Source organism: Aureimonas pseudogalii (genome assembly GCF_014196835.1).
Taxonomy (GTDB): domain Bacteria; phylum Pseudomonadota; class Alphaproteobacteria; order Rhizobiales; family Rhizobiaceae; genus Aureimonas; species Aureimonas pseudogalii.
The window spans coordinates 23511-42522 of record NZ_JACIEK010000004.1 but is presented as its reverse complement, the minus strand read 5'-3'; the positions used below and the strand labels follow the sequence as shown (position 1 = coordinate 42522).

Sequence of the window (19012 nt, the reverse complement as noted above, 5' to 3'; positions counted from 1 at the left end):
AAGAGATGGAAGTGGACCGATTGAGCCGTTGCATATCGCGATGTCGTGATCGGGACCACCCGGTTGGGGACTGGTCGTTCGCCGATATGGCGCGGTGTCCGACGACGGGAATAGATCGCTTGCCTTATGGCTTTAACACTGGTGTTAAATCGGCTCAGCGTCCTGCCGGATGCTTCTATCGTTCCGGCGCGGGTGGTAGGGAAGCTGCGACGCTCTTGCTCGGAAAGTACCCGCCTTTGCCGGCCAGCTCCCGCATCCAGATCAGCATCCTGATCGCCAGCATCGGGCGGGCGACGCTCGCGCGAACCGTCGCCACCGTTCATGCGTCGGCGCGGCAGCTGGGCCTTCCGTTCGAGATCGTGATCGCGGACGATAGCGGCGAGGATCGCGTTGCCGGCATTCTTCGCTCCAAAGGGCTCCTGCATCCCGAAGTTGTGATCGTCGCATCCGGGACGCGCAACATTTCGGTCGCGCGCAATCTGACGGTGGAGCATGCAAGGGGCGAAACCCTCGCCTTCGTCGACGACGACGAATGGGTCGGGCCGGACTGGCTGCACGCCCTCGTGCGTGCGTTGAACGCATCCGGCGCCGATGCGGTGTTCGGGCCGGTGACGGCCCATTATCCCGAAGGCGCCAATCGCTTCATCGTCTGGGGCGATCCGTTCACCAAGTCGCCGGGACCGACCGGCGAGCCGGTTCGCTACGCCTCCACCGCCAATTGCCTGGTGCGGCGCCGCGTCTTCTTCGACCTCGGCCTGCGCTTCGACCCCGCGCTGGGCCGATCCGGCGGCGAGGACGCCGACCTGTTTCGGCGCCTCCAGAAGATGGGCGGCACGCTGGCCTCGGCGCCCGAGGCGCGCATCGACGAGGAGATCGCGCTCGCCCGCTGCCGGCCGCGGGACTTGTGGCGGCGGTCTCTGCGCAAGGGCCAGACCTTCGCGCGGCGCGAGATGAGTCCGGGCCTCTGGTCGCGCATGCGCTTCTTCGTCGGCTCGCTGCTGCGCGCGATGCTCACCCTCGCGGCCTCGATCGCCCTTCTGAGCCTCCGCCGCCAGAACGGCATGCGCATGCTCGTGAAGTCCTGGGTCAATGTCGGCAAGATGCGCGAGCCGCTGCGGCTTCCACTCAACGCCTACTACTGACGCCCTCAAGGACGGCCGCGGCCGCCCAGCGATTGTGAGCGGCGACCGTCAATCCGCGGTCGGCAGGCGGCGCATGGTGAATTCGACGTCACCGTTCGGCAGCAGCCGCCAGCTTTCCACCTGCGTCCAGTAGCCGGCCTTGGGATAGCGTGCGAACCACTCCCGTGCTTTGACGCGTGCATCCGGCCGCGGCAGCGTGAAGGTCTCGCGCACGAAGCTTTCCACGCAGGCAGGGCGGCCGGACGGCGGGTTACGAAGCTGCCGACGCAGCCCATCCAGGGGTGGTTTGGGAGGAGACCGCATGGCAGGTCCAGTTCCGACCTCGAATCGTCGTCGCGAATAGAATCGAAATAGTGTCGAAACAGGCCGTTTCGAGTCGAAACGAGCCGTCTCGGACAGGCGCTCGCGAGAATCATGGTGAATCTCGGGCAGCAGGGGTGCTCTCGTGCTTTCGGCGTGCCGGCGTTGCTGGTACGCGAGACGGGAAGGTCCGCAGAACGCCCGCGCGAGACGGCGAGAAAGACTTGCAGATGGAACGTCCCGAGCTGCCCCAGGGTCTCCCGGAAAACATCGACGAGAAGAAGGATCTCGCCCGGATCTGGTTCGAGGCCCTGCGAGACCGCATCTGCACGGGTCTGGAAGCGCTGGAGGACGAGTTCGGCAGCGAGGACGGCATGCCCGCCGGCCGCTTCGAGCGCACCCCCTGGAGCCGCGACAACGACGGTGGCGGCGGCGTCATGTCGATGATGCACGGCCGCGTCTTCGAGAAGGTCGGCGTTCACACCTCGACGGTCTACGGCGAACTCTCGGAGGATTTCGCCAAGCAGATCCCCGGCGCAGGCGCCGACCGCTCGTTCTGGGCCTCCGGCATCTCGCTGATCGCCCACCCTCGCAATCCCCACGTGCCCGCCGTCCACATGAACACGCGCATGGTCGTCACGACAGGCCAATGGTTCGGCGGCGGCGCCGACCTGACGCCGACGCTCGACCGGCGGCGAATCGCCTCCGACCCGGACACGCAGGCCTTCCATCGCGCCCTCAAGTTCGTCTGCGACCGGCACGCCGTGGCCGATTTCGAGAAGTACAAGGAATGGTGCGACGAGTACTTCTTCCTGCCGCACCGCAACGAGTCGCGCGGCGTCGGCGGCATCTTCTACGACTGGCTGCATTCGCCCGAGGAGAAGGGCGGCTGGGACGCCGACTTCGCCTTCACCAAGGACGTCGGCAAGGCGTTCCTCGTCGTCTACCCGCATCTCGTGCGCCAGAATGCCGGCCACTCGTGGACGGAGGAGGAGCGTGAGGAGCAACTCGTTCGGCGCGGGCGCTACGTCGAGTACAATCTCCTCTACGACCGGGGCACGCTCTTCGGCTTGCGCACGGGCGGGAACGTCCACTCGATCCTCTCCTCGATGCCGCCCGTCGTCAAATGGCCGTGAGCCGCGACTGAAGGCGAGACATCCGCCGCATGAGCCAGCCACTTGAGGCTGAACGATCTTTCGTTCGCGATCCGGCAAGCCTTCCGACAATCAGTTTTGCCGTCTGATGATTTGCCAAGCAAAGCACTTGATTCAGGTGAGAAACTGGCGATCTCTTCCCTTGGGAATACCATCAAGGGAGGTCTTGCCATGTATGAACTGGATTGTGCCGACGTCATTCCGGGCTGCAAGCGCGTCATCCGCGCGGAGTCGAAAGCCGAGGTCATCCGCCGAGCTGTCTCGCAGGCCAAGCAACTCGGTGTGCAGACGATCACTGCCGGTATGATGGACTCGTTCCGCGACCGTCTGCACGAGGCGGACGCCGTTCGTCACTGATCGTTGAATGATACAGAAGACGAGGCGGGCCGAGGCCCGCCTTTTTTATGCCGGACGCTCGTCGAGCATCGCCAGAAGCGCCTCGCGCCCCATCACGAAACCGCTCTGCGCCCACGCGGTCTTGAGCCGCAGGAGATGCCGGCCGAGATCCGGCCCCGCCGCGATGCCGCGCTCCGTGAGATCGTGACCCGACAGCGGGAAGGCCGGAGCGGAAAAGCCGCGGGTCTCCTTGAGGCGACGCCCCCATAGCGCTGCGGTCGCCAGATTGTCGGGATCGGCGGCGAGCTTGGGCTGAAGTTGCGCGAGCCCGAGGGCTAGACGATCCGCGATGGCTCCGCGGTCGCCGAAATAGAGTCGCGCGGCGAAGCTCGCATCGCTCTCGTCGCCAAGCGGTTCGCGCTCGCGCGCCCAAGCCACCAGCCGGTCGCGATCGGCATTCGACAGGCGAAGCCGCCGGGCGAGTTCCCCCATGCGATCGGCATCTGGCGGCACGATCGCCTCCAGCCGCAGGATGGGATCGGCCGCGATGCCGTGGGCGGCTTCCGCCTGCATCAACCCATGGATGGCGTCGATCCCCCATTTCTCGCTTTCGGGCAGAACGAGCGAGAGAACGCTGGTCTGGCGCATCCACAGAAGCGCGCGTGACGGATCGGGGGCGGCGAGCAGCTTGCGCAGCTCGGCCCAGACGCGCTCGGGCGAAAGCTGCGTGACGCCCGCCTTCAGCCGCGTGGCGGCGCGAAGCCCCTCGCCGTCCGGCCGCCCCCGGCCGTACCAGGCGAAGAACCGGAAGAAGCGCAGGATGCGGAGCGTGTCCTCCGTGATCCGGTCTTCGGCTTGGCCGATGAAGCGCAGCACGCCGGCCTCGAGATCGGCGACGCCGCCGACGAGGTCGTGGACCTCGCCCGTCGCATCGCAGGTCAGCGCGTTGATCGTGAAGTCGCGGCGTTCGGCGTCGGCCTTCCAGTCACGCCCGAAGGCGACCTTGGCGTGGCGGCCGTCGGTCTCGACGTCGCGCCGCAGCGTCGTCACCTCGAACGCGCGCCCTTCGCGCACGGCCGTGACGGTGCCATGCTCGATGCCGGTCGGCACGGCGCGAAAGCCCGCCGCCTCAATGCGCCGCACCGTCTCGGTCGGCAGCGTCGTCGTGGCCACGTCGATGTCGGTGATGGCCAGTCCCATCAGCGTGTTGCGGACCGCGCCGCCGACCACCCGCGCCTCTTCGCCGCCCGCCGAAAGTGCGGAGAGCAGCGACTGGAGGAGGGGATCGCGGAGCCATTCCGCCTCGATGCGGGTCACCATGCGTAGAGCCTTTCGTAGAGCGTTCGCAGGATGCCGGCGGTGACGCCCCAGATGTGCCGTTCGCCGAACGGCATCGTGTAGAAGTGCCGGATATGGCCCTTCCAGACGCGGCTGTCACGGGCGTGGTGGGCCTCGTCCATGAGGAAGGCGAGCGGCACCTCGAACACGTCGTCCACCTCGGTGGGGTTGGGCCGCAGCGAGAAACCGGGCTGGACGATCGCCAGCACCGGCGTGATCGCGAAGCCCGTGGTGGTGCGGTAGCGCGGCAGGAGGCCCAGCACCTCCACGAACCGGGGGTCCAGACCGACCTCCTCCTGCGCCTCGCGCAGCGCCGCCGCCTCGACGCCAGAGTCGCCGGGATCGACCGCGCCGCCAGGAAAGGCGATCTGGCCGGAATGCGTCCGCAGGCCCGCCGCGCGCGTGGTGAGGAGCACGCTCGCCCCCGCCTCGCGGTCCACGATCCCGACCAGAACGGCGGCCTCGCGGGTCGCGGCCTCGCCGATCGTCGCCTCCAGCTCGGGGTTGAGCCGATGGTCGCCGTCGTCGGGCTCGAAGAGCGCCGCGCCCCGCGCATCGAGCCGATGGCGCAGATCCGCGACGTCGAACATTCCGGCCTGCCCGCTCATGCGCCCGATGCGGAGGGAACCGCGAAGTTCGCGCCGTTCGAGCGCAGGCGCAGGCCTTCCGCCGTCTCCTCGACGAGCCCCGCCAGATCGTAGGCCAGCGAGCGCGTCAGCCGCGCCTCCAGTCCGCCGCGCACGGTGAGGTAGGGGCGAAAGCCCTCGCCGCCCTCGGCAAAGCGCAGCGGATGATCGGGACCGGCCGCGACGAGATCGCCCAAGTTGGTGCGGAAGCTCACGACCTGGTTCGCCCCCTCGCCCGCGACGCTCAACTCCACCGCCACGAAGGGCGCGTCCTCCACGCGGATCGTCATCTTCTCGGCAGGGGTGACGAGCACGAAGCTGCCATCGGCCTCGCGGCGCAGAATGCTGGAGAACAGGCGCACCAGGGCCTCGCGCTCGATTGGCGTTCCCTCGTGGAACCAGCGGCCGTCGGCATCGACGAGCATGTCGATCTCGCCGCAATGCGTGGGGTTCCATCGCTCCACCGGCGGAGCGCCGACGCCCGCCCGCTCGGCCCGCGAGGCGAGCGCTTCGAGGGAGACGCCCGACCCGTCGCGGTCGATCTGATCGTTTCCGCCCTGTGGCATCCTGTCTCCTCTCATATCCGCGCGAGCCGTGGCAGGGCGTCGCCACCGGGCCCGGCGCCGGCCCCGGCGGTCTTATTTTGGCCGGCCTTGCCCGTCACGAAATAGTTGCGCGCCACGTGCTTGCCAGACGACGGGCCAGCCGGTCCAATGGTTCCCGGCGACGTCGGCGATGCCGCGATCCCCCAGCAGGAAGACCGCAGGATGACGATTCTCGCACCCACCGAACCGGTTCTCGACCCGAAGGCGATGGTGGCCCAGGCCGAGACGGCGCTCGCCGACATCGCAGCCGCGCGGGAAGCCGTCGGCCGGGTGATCTTCGGGCAGGAGAGCGTGGTCGAGCAGGTGCTCGTCGCCATCATGGCCGGCGGCCACGCGCTGCTCGTCGGCGTGCCCGGCCTCGCCAAGACCAAGCTCGTGGAGACGCTCGGCGTGGTGCTCGGGCTCGACGCCAAGCGCGTCCAGTTCACGCCCGATCTCATGCCCTCCGACATCGTCGGCACCGAGGTGATGGACCAGGATGCCGGCGGCCGGCGCTCGTTCCGCTTCGTGCGCGGCCCCGTCTTCGCGCAGCTGCTGATGGCCGACGAAATCAACCGCGCCTCGCCGCGCACGCAATCGGCCCTGCTTCAGGCGATGCAGGAATATCACGTCACCGTCGCCGGCGAGCGGCACGACCTGCCCGCCCCGTTCCACGTGCTGGCGACGCAGAACCCGCTGGAGCAGGAGGGCACCTACCCCCTGCCCGAGGCCCAGCTCGACCGCTTCCTGATGCAGGTCGACGTGCACTACCCGACGCTCGACGCCGAGCGGAAGATCCTCCTCGCCACCACCGGCGTCGCCGAAGAGAAGGCCGCCCCGGTGATGTCGGCCGAGCGGTTGCGAGAGATCCAGATGCTGGTGCGCCGCATGCCGGTGCCCGAGACGGTGGTGGAAGCGATTCTCGCGCTCGTGCGCTCGGCGCGCCCCGGCCACGGCTCGAAGGAGGCCGACGCGCACATCGCCTGGGGGCCGGGCCCGCGCGCCAGCCAGTCGCTGATGACCTGCGTGCGCGCCCGCGCGCTTTACGAAGGGCGCCTCGCGCCCTCGATCGACGACGTGCGGGCGCTGGCCGAGCCCATCATGCAGCATCGCATGGCGCTGAACTTCGCCGCCCGCGCCGAGGGCACGGGCGTTCGCGACGTCGTGGCCTCCCTGACCCGCTCGGTCGGCTGAGCGCGATGGCGACCCTCGGGCGCGTCTCCGAGCCCACCACCGGCCACGAGGCGCTGCTGCGCGCCCGCCAGCGCGCCGCGCTGCTGCCCGATCTCCTCGTCGAGGCGCGCCGCGTCGTCGCCACCGTCACCACCGGCTGGCACGGCCGCCGCAGGCGCGGCGCGGGCGAGAACTTCTGGCAGTTCCGCCCCTTCGTCGACGGCGAGCCGGTGTCGCGGATCGACTGGCGCCGTTCGGCGCGCGACGACAACGTCTATCTGCGCGACCGCGAGTGGGAGGCCGCCCAGACCGTCTGGCTCTGGGCCGACCCCTCGCCCTCCATGCTGTTCCAGTCGAACGACGGCCTCGTCTCGAAGGAGAGCCGGGCGCTGGTGATCGTGCTGGCGCTCGCCGAACTCCTGTCGCGCTCGGGCGAGCGGGTCGGCTATCCCGGCGTGCTCGATCCCGTCTCGGCGCGCAACGCCTCGGAGCGCATCGCCGGCGCCCTGATGACCAGCCGTCCCCCGGCCGGCTTTCCCGACATCGAGCGCTTCCGGCGCTTCTCCGAAGTCGTGCTCGTCGGCGACTTCCTCGATCCGATCGAGGAGATCGTCGATCGCATCGACGCCGCTGCCAAGCGTGGCGTTCGCGGCCATCTCGTGCAGATCGCCGATCCCGCCGAGGTCAGCTTCCCCTATCATGGGCGGACGGAGTTTCGAGATCCCGAGACCGGCGCCAAGCTGACAGCCGGCCGGGCCGAGGCCATCCGCGAGGAATACCGCACCCTGTTCGACGCCCGCCGCACGCTTCTCGCCGACCATTGCCGGCATCTCGGCTGGAGCCACGTCTTCCATGCCACGGACCGGTGGACCTCCGAGCCGCTGATCGCCGTGCACGGGCGCCTCAGCGGCCTGCCGCAGGCCGCGGGAGCGCGCGCCTGATGGGCGGCCTCGCCCTGTCCTTCGGCGCGCCGCTGGTGCTGGCGGCGCTCGCCGTGCTGCCCGCCATCTGGTGGCTGCTGCGCCTCACCCCGCCGCGTCCGCAGAGCGAGACCTTCCCGCCGCTGCGCATCCTCGAGCGCGTGGTGAAGCGCGAGGAGACGCCCGCCAAGAGCCCGTGGTGGCTGACGCTGCTGCGCCTTGCGCTCGCCGCGCTCGTCATCCTGGCGCTGGCCGCGCCGATCCTCAACCCGCGCGAGAGCGCGCTGACCGGCGACGGGCCGGTGGTGGTGGTGCTCGACAACGGCTGGGCCAGCGCCCGCGGCTGGCCGGCGCAGCGCGGCGCCGCCGAGAGCCTCGTGCGCGAGGCCGGACAGGCCGGCCGCCCCGTCTCGCTGCTGCTGACGGCAGAGGGCGCCGCCAACGATCCCGCGCCGGTGGAACCGGCGACGGCGCTGGAGCGCCTCGCAGCCGCCGAGCCGCGGCCCATCCCGACCGACCGCCTCGCAGCCGCCACCCGCCTCGCTGGTGTCCTGCAGGGCACACCCGGTGCCAGCGTCGCCCTTCTGTCGGACGGGCTCGACACCGCCGGCACGAGCGCGGCTGCCGCGGCGTTGCGCGCACTGCAGCCCGCGCAGTCGATCCTTTACGCGCCATCGGTGGCCGGCCTCGTCGGTTTGACCGGCGCCCAAAACGCCACCGACGCCCTCGTCATCCAAGGCGTGCGCGCCGAGGGCGAGGCCGCGTCGGCGAGCGTGGTTCTACGCGCGCTCGACGTGCAGGAGCGCGAGATCGGCCGCGCGCCGCTGGTCTTCGCGGCCGGGGCCTCGAAGGGCGAGGCGCGCTTCGCGGTGCCGGTGGAGCTGCGCAACGACATCGCGCGGATCGAGCGCGACGGGGCGGCGGACGCCGCCGCCGTGCGCCTCGTCGACGACAGCTTCCAGCGGCGCAAGGTCGGGCTCGTCTCGGGCGAGGCCGCCGATCTCGCGCAGCCGCTGCTTTCGCCGCTCTACTACATCACCCGTGCGTTGGAGCCCTTCGCCGATCTCGTGCGTGCCGGAAGCGCCGATCTCGCCACCGCCATTCCCGCGCTCGTCGAGCAGCGCCCCTCGGTGATCGTGCTCGCCGACATCGGCGTCATGCCGCCGGCCGCGACGGACGCCCTCGCCGGTTTCGTGGAGCGCGGCGGCACGCTGTTGCGCTTCGCCGGCCCGCGTCTCGCCGCCTCGACGGCCGAGGACACGCTGGTCCCGGTGCGGCTTCGCGGCGGCGAGCGCCAGCTCGGCGGGGCGCTCTCGTGGTCGGAGCCGCAGACCGTGGCGCCGATCGCGCCGGCGAGCCCCTTCGCCGGCATCGCCATCCCCGACGACGTGACCGTGGCGCGCCAGATCCTCGCCGAGCCCTCGGCCGATCTCGCCGACCACACTTGGGCGAGCCTTCGCGACGGCACGCCGATCGTCACCGCCGCCGCGCGCGGCGCCGGCAGCATCGTGCTCTTCCACACCACCGCCGAGGCCACCTGGTCGAACCTGCCGATCTCCGGCGCCTTCGTCGACATGCTCCGGCGCGTCGTCACCCTGTCGCGCGCCTCCGCCACCACGGCGGACGAGACGGGCACGCAGATCCTGCCGCCCTACCGCATCATGGACGGCGCCGGCCGCCTCACCCCGCCCGGCGTCGACGTGAAGCCGCTCACCGTCGCCGCCGGCGCCACGCCCGCCGTGACGCCAGAGAACCCGCCGGGCCTCTACGGGACATCCGATGGATATCGCGCCTTGAACCTTCTCGCCGCCGACGCGACGCTCCGCCCGCTCGAAGCCTTCGATCTCGGCATCCCCAGCGTCTCGCGCGCCTACGGCACGGCGGACGCCACCGACCTGACGCCCTGGCTCTTCGCCGCCGCGATCGCCCTCTTCGCACTGGACGCCTTGGCGCTGCTCTGGCTGAACGGCGTCTTCGGCCGCGCGGCCCGCACGCTGACGCGCCGGCGCACCGCTTCAGCCCTGCCGGCCGTCGCGCTCGCCGCTGTGCTTCTCGCCTTTGCCGCCCCGCCCCGCGCCGAGGCGCAGGTTCCGACGCCGCCCGTGTCCTCTCCCACGGCCGCGACCGATGGGCTGGAGAACATCGACACCGCCCGCGCCATCGCAGCCACCGAGACGACGCATTTCGCTTATGTCGAGACCGGCGACGCGGCCACCGACGAGATCTCGCGCGAGGGGCTCCACGGGCTCTCGCAATACATCGCTTCGAAGACCGCACTGGAACCGGGCGACCCGCTCGGCGTCGACATCGCCGAGGACGAGCTCTCCTTCTTCCCCATCCTCTACTGGCCGGTGCATGCCTCCGCGCCGATGCCGACGGCCGCGGCGATCAGCCGGGTGGACGCCTACATGAAACAGGGCGGCACCGTCCTCTTCGACGTCGAGGGCGACGCGATGAGCGGCGATCTGAACAGCGGCGCCGTCTCGCCCGGCCAGCGCCGGCTGCGCGATATCCTCGTCGATCTCGACATTCCGCCGCTGGAGCCGGTGCCGGCCGACCACGTGCTGACCAAGGCCTTCTACATCATGGACGGCTTTCCCGGCCGCCACACCGGCGGGGATCTCTGGGTCGAGTCGCTCGTGCGCTCGGCCGATGCCGAGGCGCGCTCCGCCAGCGCCGGCGACGGGGTCTCCTCGATCCTCATCACGTCCAACGACTTCGCCTCGGCCTGGGCGGTGGACGAAAACGGGCTCTTCGTCTTCCCCACCGATTCCGCCGATCCCTCGCAGCGCGAATACGCCTACCGAGCGGGGGTCAACATCGTGATGTACGTGCTGACCGGCAACTACAAGGCCGACCAGGTCCACGTGCCCGCGCTCCTCGAACGGCTGGGGCAGTGACGCGATGAACTGGTCGATCGACGTCTCGCCCTTCTTCTCGTGGACGGGGATCGCTCTCCTCGCGGTGCCGGCGCTGGCGCTCGCCGCCGCCCTCCTCTTCGCGCGCCTGCGCGGCTCGGTGATGCGGGTGCTCGCCATTGCCGCGCTGCTGCTCGCGATCCTCAACCCCGTGGTGCTGCGCGAGGAGCGCGCCCCCCTGAAGAGCGTCGTCGCATTGGTCGTCGATCGCTCGCAGAGCCAGACGATCGGCGAGCGCACCGCCCAGACCGACGCCGCCGTCGCCGCCCTGCAGGCCGATCTCGCCGGCCATCCCGAGTTCGAGGTCCGCACCGTCGAGGCGCGATCCACCGGCGAGGGCGACGCCACGACGGCTCTCTTCGGCGCGCTCGGTACGACGCTGCGCGACGTCGCGCCCTCGCGCGTCGGCGGCGCGATCATGGTCACCGACGGGCAGGTCCACGACATTCCCGCCAGCGCCGCCGCACTCGGATTCTCGGCGCCGGTGCACGGGCTCGTGACGGGCCGGCCCGACGAGTTCGACCGCCGGCTGGAACTCGTCACCTCGCCGCGCTTCGGACTGGTGGACCAGCCGCAGACCGTGACCTACCGTGTGGTCGAGGAAGGACCGAAGGCGTCGCAGAACCCGGTGGACGTGCAGATCTTCCTCAACGGCGATCTCGTGGAACGCCAGAGCGCGGTGCCGGGGCGCGACGCCAACGTGTCGATCACCCTGCCGCGCGCCGGCAAGAACATCGTGGAACTCTCGGCGGCGCGCGAGCCCACCGAGATCACGCCCGTCAACAACCGCGCCATCGCCGTCATCGACGGCATCCGCGAGAACCTGCGCGTGCTCCTCGTCTCGGGCGAGCCGCATGCCGGCGAGCGCACCTGGCGCAACCTTTTGAAATCCGACGCGGCGGTGGATCTCGTCCACTTCACCATTCTGCGCCCGCCCGAGAAGCAGGACGGCACGCCGATCAACGAGCTGTCGCTCATCGCCTTCCCGACGCGCGAGCTCTTCGTCGAGAAGATCGACGATTTCGACCTCATCATCTTCGACCGCTACCAGCGTCGCGGCGTGCTGCCGACGCTCTACTACGACTACATCGCGCAATACGTGGAGAACGGCGGCGCCATGCTCATCGCGTCGGGCCCCGAATATGCCGGGCCGGATTCGGTGGCCAACTCGCCGCTTTCGGCGATCCTGCCGGCGATGCCGACCGGCGCCGTGGACGAGCGTGCCTTCCGGCCCGTCCTCTCCGATCTCGGCCGCAAGCACCCGGTGACGCGCGGCCTGCCGGGCTCGGAGGTCTCGCCGCCGAACTGGAGCCCCTGGTTCCGCACGGTCGACGTCGGCCCGGTGCAGGGCGAGACGGTGATGAACGGGCCGGACGGCAAGCCGCTGCTCGTCCTCAACCGCGCCGGCGAAGGCCGCGTCGCGCTGCTGCTGTCGGATCAGGGCTGGCTCTGGTCGCGCGGCTACGAGGGCGGCGGCCCGCACGTGCCGCTCTTCCGCCGCCTCGCGCACTGGCTGATGAAGGAGCCCCAGCTCGAGGAGGAGGCGCTCGACGCCGAGGGCGCGGGCAGCGAACTCGTGGTCACCCGCCGCACGATCGGCGAGGATCCCGGCCCCGCGACGGTGGTGACGCCCTCGGGGCAGGCGACACAGCTGGTGCTGGTCGATCAGGGAGCCGGCGAATGGCGGGGCACGCTGGAGACCACCGAACTCGGCCTCTACCAGATCGCCAACGGCGAACTGCGGGCGCTCGCCAATATCGGGCCGGTCAATCCGCGCGAATATCGCGAGGCGATCTCGACCGAGGCGAAGCTCCAGCCGCTGGCGGAGGCGATGGGCGGCAGCACGCGGCGCCTGGCCGGCGCGACCGGCGACATCGAGGTGCCGCGCATCGTGCCCGTGGCCGGCCGGGCGGATGCCGAGGGCCGCGACTGGATCGGCCTTCGCACCACCGACGAGACCGTGCTGCGCGGCGTCGAGCGCACGCCGCTCTTCGCCGGCTTCCTCGGGCTCGCCGTCCTGCTGCTGGCGATCTCCGCCACCTGGTATCGCGAGGGGCGCTGAGGGAACGAACCGTCACGCCGAACCTTCCCGAGACGGGCGGGAGACGGGCACCATCGGGAGGTGAACGGAGACGCGGATCATGCCAAGAGTCTGTCTCGCCCTTCAGGGCGGCGGCGCGCACGGCGCCTTCACCTGGGGCGTCCTCGACCGGCTGCTGGAGGTGGACGGTCTTGAGATCGCCGCCGTCAGCGGCACGAGCGCCGGGGCATTGAACGCGGCAAGTCTGGCGGTCGGCCTTGCGAAGGAGGGGCCGGCGGCGGCCCGCGCCGCGCTTCTCGACCTCTGGCAGACGGTCTCTCGCTTGTCGCCGCTCGGCGCGGCCGTCAATTCCATTCCCTTCTTCCCGCTTCCCCGCTCGCTGCTTCACCGGGCGCTGGAGCGGATCCAGTTCTTCAACCAGTTCGTCTCGCCCTACTCGGCCGGGCTGCCCCGTGCCAACGCGCTACGCCGGGTCGTGGAGACCGCCGTCGATCTCGATCTCCTGCGCCGGCAGACGCAGACGCCCACGTTCATCTCGGCAACGGACGTCGAGTCGGGCACCGCCCGTGTCTTCACCGGAGAGGAACTGACGGCCGACGCGCTCCTCGCCTCCGCCTGCCTGCCCGACATCTTTCGCGCGGTGGAGATCGACGGCCGCGCCTATTGGGACGGAGGCTATCTCGGCAATCCCGTGCTGACGCCCTTCTTCGCCGAGGATCGGGGAACCACCGACATCCTCATCGTGCAGGTGACGCCCTTCGTGCGCGCGGGCGTGCCGGAGGAGCCGACCGAGATCATGGGCCGCGTCAACGAGATCACCTTCAACGCCTCGCTCTTGCGGGATCTGCGCATGCTGACCGAGGTCGCGCGCCTCGCCAAGGGCGAGGATCTCGAAAACCCGGTGCTGCGGCGGATCGCGTCGCTGCGACTGCACATGATCTCGGCCGGCGACGCGCTGACGCGGCGCGGCACGATCGGCAAGCTGGACACGCGCTGGTCGGAGCTGACGGACCTGCGCGATCTCGGCCGCGCGGCCGCCGAGCGCTGGCTGGCGGCCCACGAAGACGATCTCGGCCGCCGCAGCAGCCTCGAAGGGAACTACGGCCTTCTGTCCTGATCGGAGAACACCGTCGCTAGCGCGGTCTTTCGTTCGGGCGCGTCGGCGCACCTGACCGATCAGTGGCGCGGACCCACCATCCCGCCGACGCCGTCGAGCGACCCCTCCACCAGTTCCAGCCCAAGAATCCGCGTCTCGTCGACCGGGCCGGGCATGCGCACGCTGCCCACCGGCAGTGGCCGGTAGCCGAAGGGCGTGTAGTAGGCGCGGTCGCCGACGAGGAAGATCGCCCGCTCGCCGGCCTCGGCCGCCACCTCGGCTGCCATTGCCAGAAGCGTCCGCCCGATGCCGCGCCGCTTGAAGGCGGGGCGCACCGCCAGCGGGCCGAGCATGACCACGGGCGTCGTGCCGATGGCGCAGCGCGTCTGGCGCACCGATCCCACCACCTCGTCATTGAGGACGGCGACCAGCGAAAGGCGGGGATCGTGCGGCGCGGCTTCACGCACGCGTTCGGCTGCGCGCACGAAACGGCCGGGGCCGAAAGCCTCGGCGCAGATCCGATCGATGACGGCAGCGTGGTTCGGCAGTTCTGCGACGAAGCGCAGATCACTGTCCTGAAGGCGGGAAAGCATGGAACGAGTCCTGAAGACGCGGGTCGGTTCGATCCGCGCGCCCGAGGCCTCGTGGAGGTCAGGCGGCGGAATGGCGGTTCCGGGCGGCCGAGGCCGATACGGCGCGTCGTCGTCGCAGGAGGGCCATCGTCTCGGGGATCCCATCGCTTCGGGGTGCCGGCACGAGACCGGCGGGCGTCGATAGCATTGTGTCTAGCGTCCGTCCAGCGCGAACCGTGGCACGATCGGATGCCGCCGCGGTGACGATGCGTCGTCGCGGCGGCGGGAACGGCGCCGGGCCCCTTGCCTTATGCTGGGGCGACAGGAAGCGGATGGAGGAAGCGATGGGCCTTTTGGTCGACGGCAAGTGGCAGGACCAGTGGTACGACACGAAATCCTCCGGCGGCGCGTTCCAGCGCACGACGACGAGCTTCCGGCGCTGGGTGACGGCGGACGGCCGCTCCGGCCCGGAGGGCCAGGAGGCCGTGCCGGCCGAGGCCCGGCGCTACCATCTCTACGTCTCGCTCGCCTGCCCTTGGGCCCACCGGACGCTGATCCTACGCCGGCTGAAGGGCCTCGAAGATCTCGTCGGGCTGTCGGTGGTGGACTGGTTCATGGGCGAGAACGGCTGGGAGTTCTCCGACCGGCAGGGCACGATCCCCGACAGCGTGAACGGGGCGTTGAAGCTCTACGAGGTCTATCTGAAGGCCGATCCGCACTACACCGGCCGCGTCACGGTGCCCGTCCTCTGGGACAAGAAGGAGGGAACGATCGTCAGCAACGAATCGTCCGAGATCCTACGCATGTTCAACGGCGCCTTCGACGGCATCACCGGCAACCGCGAGGATTTCTGCCCGGTGGAGCTGAAGGCCGAGATCGATGCGGTGAACGATCTCGTCTACGAGGCCGTCAACAACGGTGTCTACAAGTGCGGCTTCGCGACGACGCAGGGCGCCTATGAGAAGCCGTTCCACACGCTGTTCGAGACGCTGGACGAGTTGGAGGCGCGGCTCGGCCGTCAGCGCTATCTCGTCGGCTCGCGCGTCACCGAAGCCGACTGGCGCCTGTTCACGACGCTCATCCGCTTCGATCCCGTCTATGTCGGCCACTTCAAGTGCAACCGGCAGCGAATCGCCGACTATCCGAACCTGTCCGCCTACATGCGCGAACTCTACCAGTGGCCCGGCGTCGCCGAGACGACGGATTTCCACCACATCAAGCACCACTATTACGAGAGCCACGGCACCATCAATCCGACCCGCATCGTGCCGCTCGGGCCGGAGCAGGATCTCGCCGTTCCGCACGGCCGAGACCGGCTCGGCTGAACTCGGAGCCTACCAGTCGGCTGCGATCGGGCGCTCGCCGCCGAGTTCTGCGAGGCGTCGCACCGTCGCCGGGGTCACGCCGTCGGGAAGCCGATTGAGGGGGAAGAATTTCGCCTCCGCGATCTCCCGATCGGCCGGCCGGGACGCGGTCTGCACGGCGTCGTCGCTGCGATAGAGCACGACGTGATCACGGCCCTGACGGCGATTGTAGTAGATCGCGACGAGCGTGAGCGCGGGGCCGAGCGTCAGACGTCCTTCTTCCTGCGCCTCGCGGTGAGCCGCCGCCTCCGCGGTTTCGCCGGGGTCGACGCCGCCGCCGGGCAGATACCATCCGGGCCGCCAGGCATGGCGCACGAGGAAGATCCGCCCCGCCGTGTCGAACGCCGCGACGCGCACGCCGAGCGTCATCGGGCGGCGCAACAGGGCAACGGCGCGCAGACCCTTCGACAGGAGTCTGGTGGCGGACGGCTTCAACGCTCGGCCCTTCCCAATCGCGGCGGGCCGGCTAGTTCAGCCCTCATGTTTCGCCTCGCACATCTCTCCGACATCCATCTCGGGCCGCTTCCCGAACTCTCCTATCGGGAGCTCGCTTCGAAGCGGATCACGGGTTACATCAACTGGCAGCGCAACCGGAAGCGCGCCATGTTCGGCGATACGCTGCTGCGCCTCGTGGCCGACATGAAGGCGCAGCATCCCGACCATGTCGCCGTCACCGGCGACCTCGTCAATCTCGCGACGAAGACCGAGATCGCCGGCGCCCGCATCTGGCTCGAGGATCTCGGCGATCCCGCGCTGGTGTCGCTCGTACCCGGCAATCACGACGCCTACGTGCCGGGAGCACTCGCCCGCGCCTATCGCGAATGGCACCCTTATCTCATCGGCGACGGCGGCCGCAGCATTGCGGGTCGGCACTTCCCGTATCTGCGCGTTCGCGGCAACGTCGCGATCGTCGGCACGTCCAGCGCCGAGGCCACCGTGCCCTTCTTCGCCACCGGCACGTTCAAGCGCGGCCAAGCGCTCGCCACCGCCAAGCTGCTGGCCGAGGCGAAGGCGAAAGGCTTGTTCCGGGTGGTGATGATCCATCATCCGCCGATCGCAGGCGCCGCCGCCTGGTCGAAGCGCCTCATCGGCAAGCAGTTCTTCTCGAAGGTCATCCACGACGTCGGCGCCGAGCTCGTGCTGCACGGCCACACGCATCTCGACACGCTCTACTGGCTGAGCGGACCGGACGGCGAAAAGGTGCCGGTGGTCGGCGTGCCCTCGGCCAGCCAGAACGCCGGCGGCAGCAAGCCGGCCTCGCGCTACAACCTGTTCGAGATCGAAGGCGAGCCCGGACGCTGGTCGCTGACCCAGCGCGAGCGTGGACACGCGGCCGACGGGTCCGGCATCGGCTGGATCCGCGAGCGCCGCCTCCTCGCGAACGGGACGGCGGTCGATGCCAGCCCTAGGGTGGACGCGGCGCCGGCAGCGGTCTCGCCCTGACCGAGCCGCCGTCGCGGTGCATCTCTCTTGCGGCGGCACGGCCAGCGCCATAAGGCGATCGGACGATCCACGTCTGCCTGAAAGTCGCCGATGCGAGCGCCGCCTTTTGCCGCCCTGTCCGCCGGCGTCCTCTCGTCCTTCGTCGCCTTCACCAGTTCCTTCACCGTCATCCTGCAGGGGCTGACCGCCGCCGGCGCCACGCCGCAGCAGGCGGCGTCCGGCCTGATGATCCTGTCGATCGTCATGGGCTGCTGCGGCATCGTGATGTCGGCGCGCCTGCGCATGCCCATTCCCATCGCATGGTCGACGCCCGGCGCCGCGCTGCTGGCCTCCAGCGGCATGCCCGAGGGCGGGTTCCCCGTTGCGGTCGGGGCGTTTCTGCTGGCCGGCGTCTTCGTGGTGGCGAGCGGCCTGTTTCGTCCGCTCAGCCGCGCCATCGCGGCCATCCCATCGTCGCTCGCCAACGCCATGCTCGCCGGTATCCTGCTCGCCCTCTGCCTTGCGCCGGTGCGCGCGGTGGCCGAGAGCCCGGCTGCCGGCCTCGCGATCGCGGGAACCTGGCTGGTGGTGGGTCAATGGCGTCGGCTCTTCGCCGTGCCGGCCGCCGCGCTCGTCACCGTCACGATCATCCTCTGGCGCCATGCCGGCGCGGCGCCGCTCGCGGGGCCGATCGTGCCCGATCTCGTGTTCGTGCGGCCGGAGTTCACGCTGGCCTCGATCGTCGGCATCGCGCTGCCGCTCTTCGTCGTGACGATGGCCTCGCAGAACATTCCTGGCCTCGCAGTGCTGAAGGTCAGCGGCTACGCGCCCTCGCCCGCCCCGCTCTTCACCATCACCGGCCTGTCGACGCTGATCGCCGCACCGTTCGGCGGCCATTCGGTGAACCTCGCTGCGATGACCGCCGCCATCTGCGCCGGCGACGAGGCTGGGCCCGACCGATCGCAGCGCTGGTGGGCGGGAATCATTGGGGGGATCGTCTACGTCCTGTTCGGACTGACGGCCGGCATCGTCACGGCGTTTGCCGGCGAGGCGCCGCTCCTCGTACAGGCGATGGCGGGACTGGCGCTGGTGGGCGCGCTGTCGGCCTCCGCGCATGCGGCGATGACGGACCGCGCCGAGCGCGAGGCCGCGACGATCTGCTTTCTCGTCACCGCATCGGGCACGAGCTTCCTCGGGATCAGCGCGCCGTTCTGGGGTCTCGTCGCCGGCGGCGTGCTGCTGGCCGTGCAGCGGCGCAGACGAGCCGCCGTCGGCCGGCAATTGTAAACGAGGGGCTCAAAACAGCGGCGTGCCGCGCATCGACGTTATCAGAAGGAGGATGCCGCAGCCGGCGACGATGCCGATCATCAGCCAGGACAGCGCGATGACGAAATCGGCCGAGCGCGAGCGCGGCGGCAGCCGCAGCGGATCGTCGGTCGCGATGGGCGCCGTCAGCGGGGTCTGCGCCCGCTCCGGCGCGGCGCGGTGACCGAGGCCGTCATGCACCGCCAGCGCCTTGTCGCGCTCCACGATCCGCTCGGCCACATAGTCGGTCACGCGGTCGACGATGAGATGCGTTTCGGTGGATTCCGCCAGCGTCACCCGGCCGAGCCGGGTCTCGCGCACGAACCGGTAGGTGCGGCGGTCGCGCGCCATCATCACCTGCGCCGTGCCGTCGATCCAGAAGCGCGGCTGCGGCCCGCCCGAGAGCGAGAAGTCGAACAGGTCGTCGCCCGCCGGCACCGCGTCGATGATCGGCTGCAGCTCCTCGGCGAAGATCTCGAGACGCGCGCGATCGGCCTCGCGGATGTCCACCACGATGTCGGTCCGCTGGGCGGCGGCGATCTTGGCCGCGCGCACGGCGTCGGCCAGACGCTTCGTTCCATTCGACACCGCCATCGCGGTCCTCGCATCGGCCATCTTGCCACCTCGGCTGCGACCGCAGGTCCGCCGGCCATCATGGCCGACGCGCGGATCTTCTCCGGACTATCCGAGCGAGCTTTCGCGAAACCGAACCGGAGCCTTC

The 19012-nt window shown here is 70.1% G+C and carries 18 protein-coding genes; 11 read left to right on the top strand and 7 right to left on the bottom strand.

Annotated features, from left to right (window positions below; translation table 11 throughout):
- Positions 1–236: 236 nt before the first annotated feature.
- Positions 237–1142: a glycosyltransferase family 2 protein gene (locus GGR04_RS09900; RefSeq protein WP_183199712.1), complete on the top strand. Its 906-nt coding sequence runs from the start codon at positions 237–239 to the stop codon at positions 1140–1142.
- A 48-nt stretch (positions 1143–1190) separates the two neighbouring features.
- On the opposite strand, the gene GGR04_RS09895 is transcribed toward GGR04_RS09900, so the two are convergent.
- Positions 1191–1445: a hypothetical protein gene (locus tag GGR04_RS09895; RefSeq protein WP_183199711.1), complete on the bottom strand. Its 255-nt coding sequence runs from the start codon at positions 1443–1445 to the stop codon at positions 1191–1193.
- A 227-nt stretch (positions 1446–1672) separates the two neighbouring features.
- On the opposite strand from GGR04_RS09895, the gene hemF reads away from it, so the two are divergent.
- Positions 1673–2578, top strand: coding sequence for an oxygen-dependent coproporphyrinogen oxidase (hemF, locus tag GGR04_RS09890; RefSeq protein WP_183199710.1), 906 nt, complete (start codon positions 1673–1675; stop codon positions 2576–2578).
- A 42-nt stretch (positions 2579–2620) separates the two neighbouring features.
- Positions 2621–2953, top strand: coding sequence for a DUF1059 domain-containing protein (locus GGR04_RS23945; protein ID WP_246393092.1), 333 nt, complete (start codon positions 2621–2623; stop codon positions 2951–2953).
- Positions 2954–2998: 45 nt separating this feature from the next.
- On the opposite strand, the gene GGR04_RS09880 is transcribed toward GGR04_RS23945, so the two are convergent.
- Genes GGR04_RS09880 through GGR04_RS09870 form a run of 3 tightly spaced genes read right to left on the bottom strand, consistent with a single transcriptional unit; the run spans position 2999 to position 5462 of the window.
- The gene (locus tag GGR04_RS09880; protein ID WP_183199709.1) at positions 2999–4252 is read right to left on the bottom strand and encodes a CCA tRNA nucleotidyltransferase; all 1254 of its coding nucleotides are present in this window, start codon (positions 4250–4252) and stop codon (positions 2999–3001) included.
- Positions 4246–4860, bottom strand: coding sequence for a CoA pyrophosphatase (locus GGR04_RS09875; protein WP_246393090.1), 615 nt, complete (start codon positions 4858–4860; stop codon positions 4246–4248). The genes GGR04_RS09880 and GGR04_RS09875 overlap by 7 nt, the downstream gene beginning before the upstream one ends.
- A 14-nt stretch (positions 4861–4874) precedes the next feature.
- Positions 4875–5462: a DUF1285 domain-containing protein gene (locus GGR04_RS09870; protein WP_183199707.1), complete on the bottom strand. Its 588-nt coding sequence runs from the start codon at positions 5460–5462 to the stop codon at positions 4875–4877.
- 201 nt (positions 5463–5663) lie between these two features.
- Here GGR04_RS09870 and GGR04_RS09865 point away from each other — a divergent pair, with 201 nt between their 5' ends.
- The 5 genes from GGR04_RS09865 to GGR04_RS09845 all read left to right on the top strand — a co-directional run bounded on the left by GGR04_RS09865 (position 5664) and on the right by GGR04_RS09845 (position 13649).
- Positions 5664–6674: an AAA family ATPase gene (locus GGR04_RS09865; protein WP_183199706.1), complete on the top strand. Its 1011-nt coding sequence runs from the start codon at positions 5664–5666 to the stop codon at positions 6672–6674.
- Positions 6675–6679: 5 nt separating this feature from the next.
- Positions 6680–7594 carry a DUF58 domain-containing protein gene (locus GGR04_RS09860; RefSeq protein ID WP_183199705.1) on the top strand — a complete coding sequence of 305 codons (915 nt, stop codon included), beginning with the start codon at positions 6680–6682 and terminating at the stop codon, positions 7592–7594.
- Positions 7594–10473, top strand: coding sequence for a DUF4159 domain-containing protein (locus GGR04_RS09855; protein ID WP_183199704.1), 2880 nt, complete (start codon positions 7594–7596; stop codon positions 10471–10473). The genes GGR04_RS09860 and GGR04_RS09855 overlap by 1 nt, the downstream gene beginning before the upstream one ends.
- A 4-nt stretch (positions 10474–10477) precedes the next feature.
- Complete coding sequence (locus GGR04_RS09850) at positions 10478–12553, top strand: hypothetical protein (protein WP_183199703.1); 2076 nt, start codon at positions 10478–10480, stop codon at positions 12551–12553.
- A gap of 79 nt (positions 12554–12632) precedes the next feature.
- Entirely contained in the window at positions 12633–13649 is a 1017-nt protein-coding gene (locus GGR04_RS09845; protein WP_183199702.1) for a patatin-like phospholipase family protein, read from the top strand.
- A 59-nt stretch (positions 13650–13708) separates the two neighbouring features.
- Here GGR04_RS09845 and GGR04_RS09840 read toward each other — a convergent pair whose 3' ends face one another.
- Positions 13709–14221: a GNAT family N-acetyltransferase gene (locus GGR04_RS09840; protein WP_183199701.1), complete on the bottom strand. Its 513-nt coding sequence runs from the start codon at positions 14219–14221 to the stop codon at positions 13709–13711.
- Between the two features lie 323 nt (positions 14222–14544).
- Between GGR04_RS09840 and GGR04_RS09835 the strand changes: the two genes are divergently transcribed.
- Positions 14545–15525: a glutathione S-transferase family protein gene (locus tag GGR04_RS09835; RefSeq protein ID WP_183199700.1), complete on the top strand. Its 981-nt coding sequence runs from the start codon at positions 14545–14547 to the stop codon at positions 15523–15525.
- Between the two features lie 9 nt (positions 15526–15534).
- On the opposite strand, the gene GGR04_RS09830 is transcribed toward GGR04_RS09835, so the two are convergent.
- A complete protein-coding gene (locus GGR04_RS09830; RefSeq protein ID WP_281383077.1) occupies positions 15535–15999 on the bottom strand; it encodes an NUDIX domain-containing protein in 465 nt (154 codons plus the stop codon).
- A 45-nt stretch (positions 16000–16044) separates the two neighbouring features.
- Between GGR04_RS09830 and GGR04_RS09825 the strand changes: the two genes are divergently transcribed.
- A complete protein-coding gene (locus GGR04_RS09825) occupies positions 16045–17007 on the top strand; it encodes a metallophosphoesterase family protein (RefSeq protein WP_183199699.1) in 963 nt (320 codons plus the stop codon).
- 90 nt (positions 17008–17097) lie between these two features.
- On the top strand, positions 17098–18273 hold the full coding sequence (locus GGR04_RS09820; protein WP_183199698.1) for a benzoate/H(+) symporter BenE family transporter: 1176 nt from the start codon (positions 17098–17100) through the stop codon (positions 18271–18273).
- Between the two features lie 9 nt (positions 18274–18282).
- Here GGR04_RS09820 and GGR04_RS09815 read toward each other — a convergent pair whose 3' ends face one another.
- Positions 18283–18906 carry a hypothetical protein gene (locus GGR04_RS09815; protein ID WP_183199697.1) on the bottom strand — a complete coding sequence of 208 codons (624 nt, stop codon included), beginning with the start codon at positions 18904–18906 and terminating at the stop codon, positions 18283–18285.
- Between the last annotated feature and the right edge of the window lie 106 nt (positions 18907–19012).

What these genes read in the sequence shown, in the direction of transcription:
- GGR04_RS09870 (WP_183199707.1), bottom strand. Translation starts at nt 5,462, where the DNA reads ATGCCACAGGGCGGAAACGATCAGATCGACCGCGACGGGTCGGGCGTC.
- GGR04_RS09820 (WP_183199698.1), top strand. Translation starts at nt 17,098, where the DNA reads ATGCGAGCGCCGCCTTTTGCCGCCCTGTCCGCCGGCGTCCTCTCGTCC.
- GGR04_RS09895 (WP_183199711.1), bottom strand. Translation starts at nt 1,445, where the DNA reads ATGCGGTCTCCTCCCAAACCACCCCTGGATGGGCTGCGTCGGCAGCTT.
- GGR04_RS09835 (WP_183199700.1), top strand. Translation starts at nt 14,545, where the DNA reads ATGGGCCTTTTGGTCGACGGCAAGTGGCAGGACCAGTGGTACGACACG.
- GGR04_RS09825 (WP_183199699.1), top strand. Translation starts at nt 16,045, where the DNA reads ATGTTTCGCCTCGCACATCTCTCCGACATCCATCTCGGGCCGCTTCCC.
- GGR04_RS09855 (WP_183199704.1), top strand. Translation starts at nt 7,594, where the DNA reads ATGGGCGGCCTCGCCCTGTCCTTCGGCGCGCCGCTGGTGCTGGCGGCG.
- GGR04_RS09875 (WP_246393090.1), bottom strand. Translation starts at nt 4,860, where the DNA reads ATGTTCGACGTCGCGGATCTGCGCCATCGGCTCGATGCGCGGGGCGCG.
- GGR04_RS09880 (WP_183199709.1), bottom strand. Translation starts at nt 4,252, where the DNA reads ATGGTGACCCGCATCGAGGCGGAATGGCTCCGCGATCCCCTCCTCCAG.
- GGR04_RS09865 (WP_183199706.1), top strand. Translation starts at nt 5,664, where the DNA reads ATGACGATTCTCGCACCCACCGAACCGGTTCTCGACCCGAAGGCGATG.
- GGR04_RS09840 (WP_183199701.1), bottom strand. Translation starts at nt 14,221, where the DNA reads ATGCTTTCCCGCCTTCAGGACAGTGATCTGCGCTTCGTCGCAGAACTG.
- hemF (WP_183199710.1), top strand. Translation starts at nt 1,673, where the DNA reads ATGGAACGTCCCGAGCTGCCCCAGGGTCTCCCGGAAAACATCGACGAG.
- GGR04_RS09860 (WP_183199705.1), top strand. Translation starts at nt 6,680, where the DNA reads ATGGCGACCCTCGGGCGCGTCTCCGAGCCCACCACCGGCCACGAGGCG.
- GGR04_RS09850 (WP_183199703.1), top strand. Translation starts at nt 10,478, where the DNA reads ATGAACTGGTCGATCGACGTCTCGCCCTTCTTCTCGTGGACGGGGATC.
- GGR04_RS09815 (WP_183199697.1), bottom strand. Translation starts at nt 18,906, where the DNA reads ATGGCCGATGCGAGGACCGCGATGGCGGTGTCGAATGGAACGAAGCGT.
- GGR04_RS09845 (WP_183199702.1), top strand. Translation starts at nt 12,633, where the DNA reads ATGCCAAGAGTCTGTCTCGCCCTTCAGGGCGGCGGCGCGCACGGCGCC.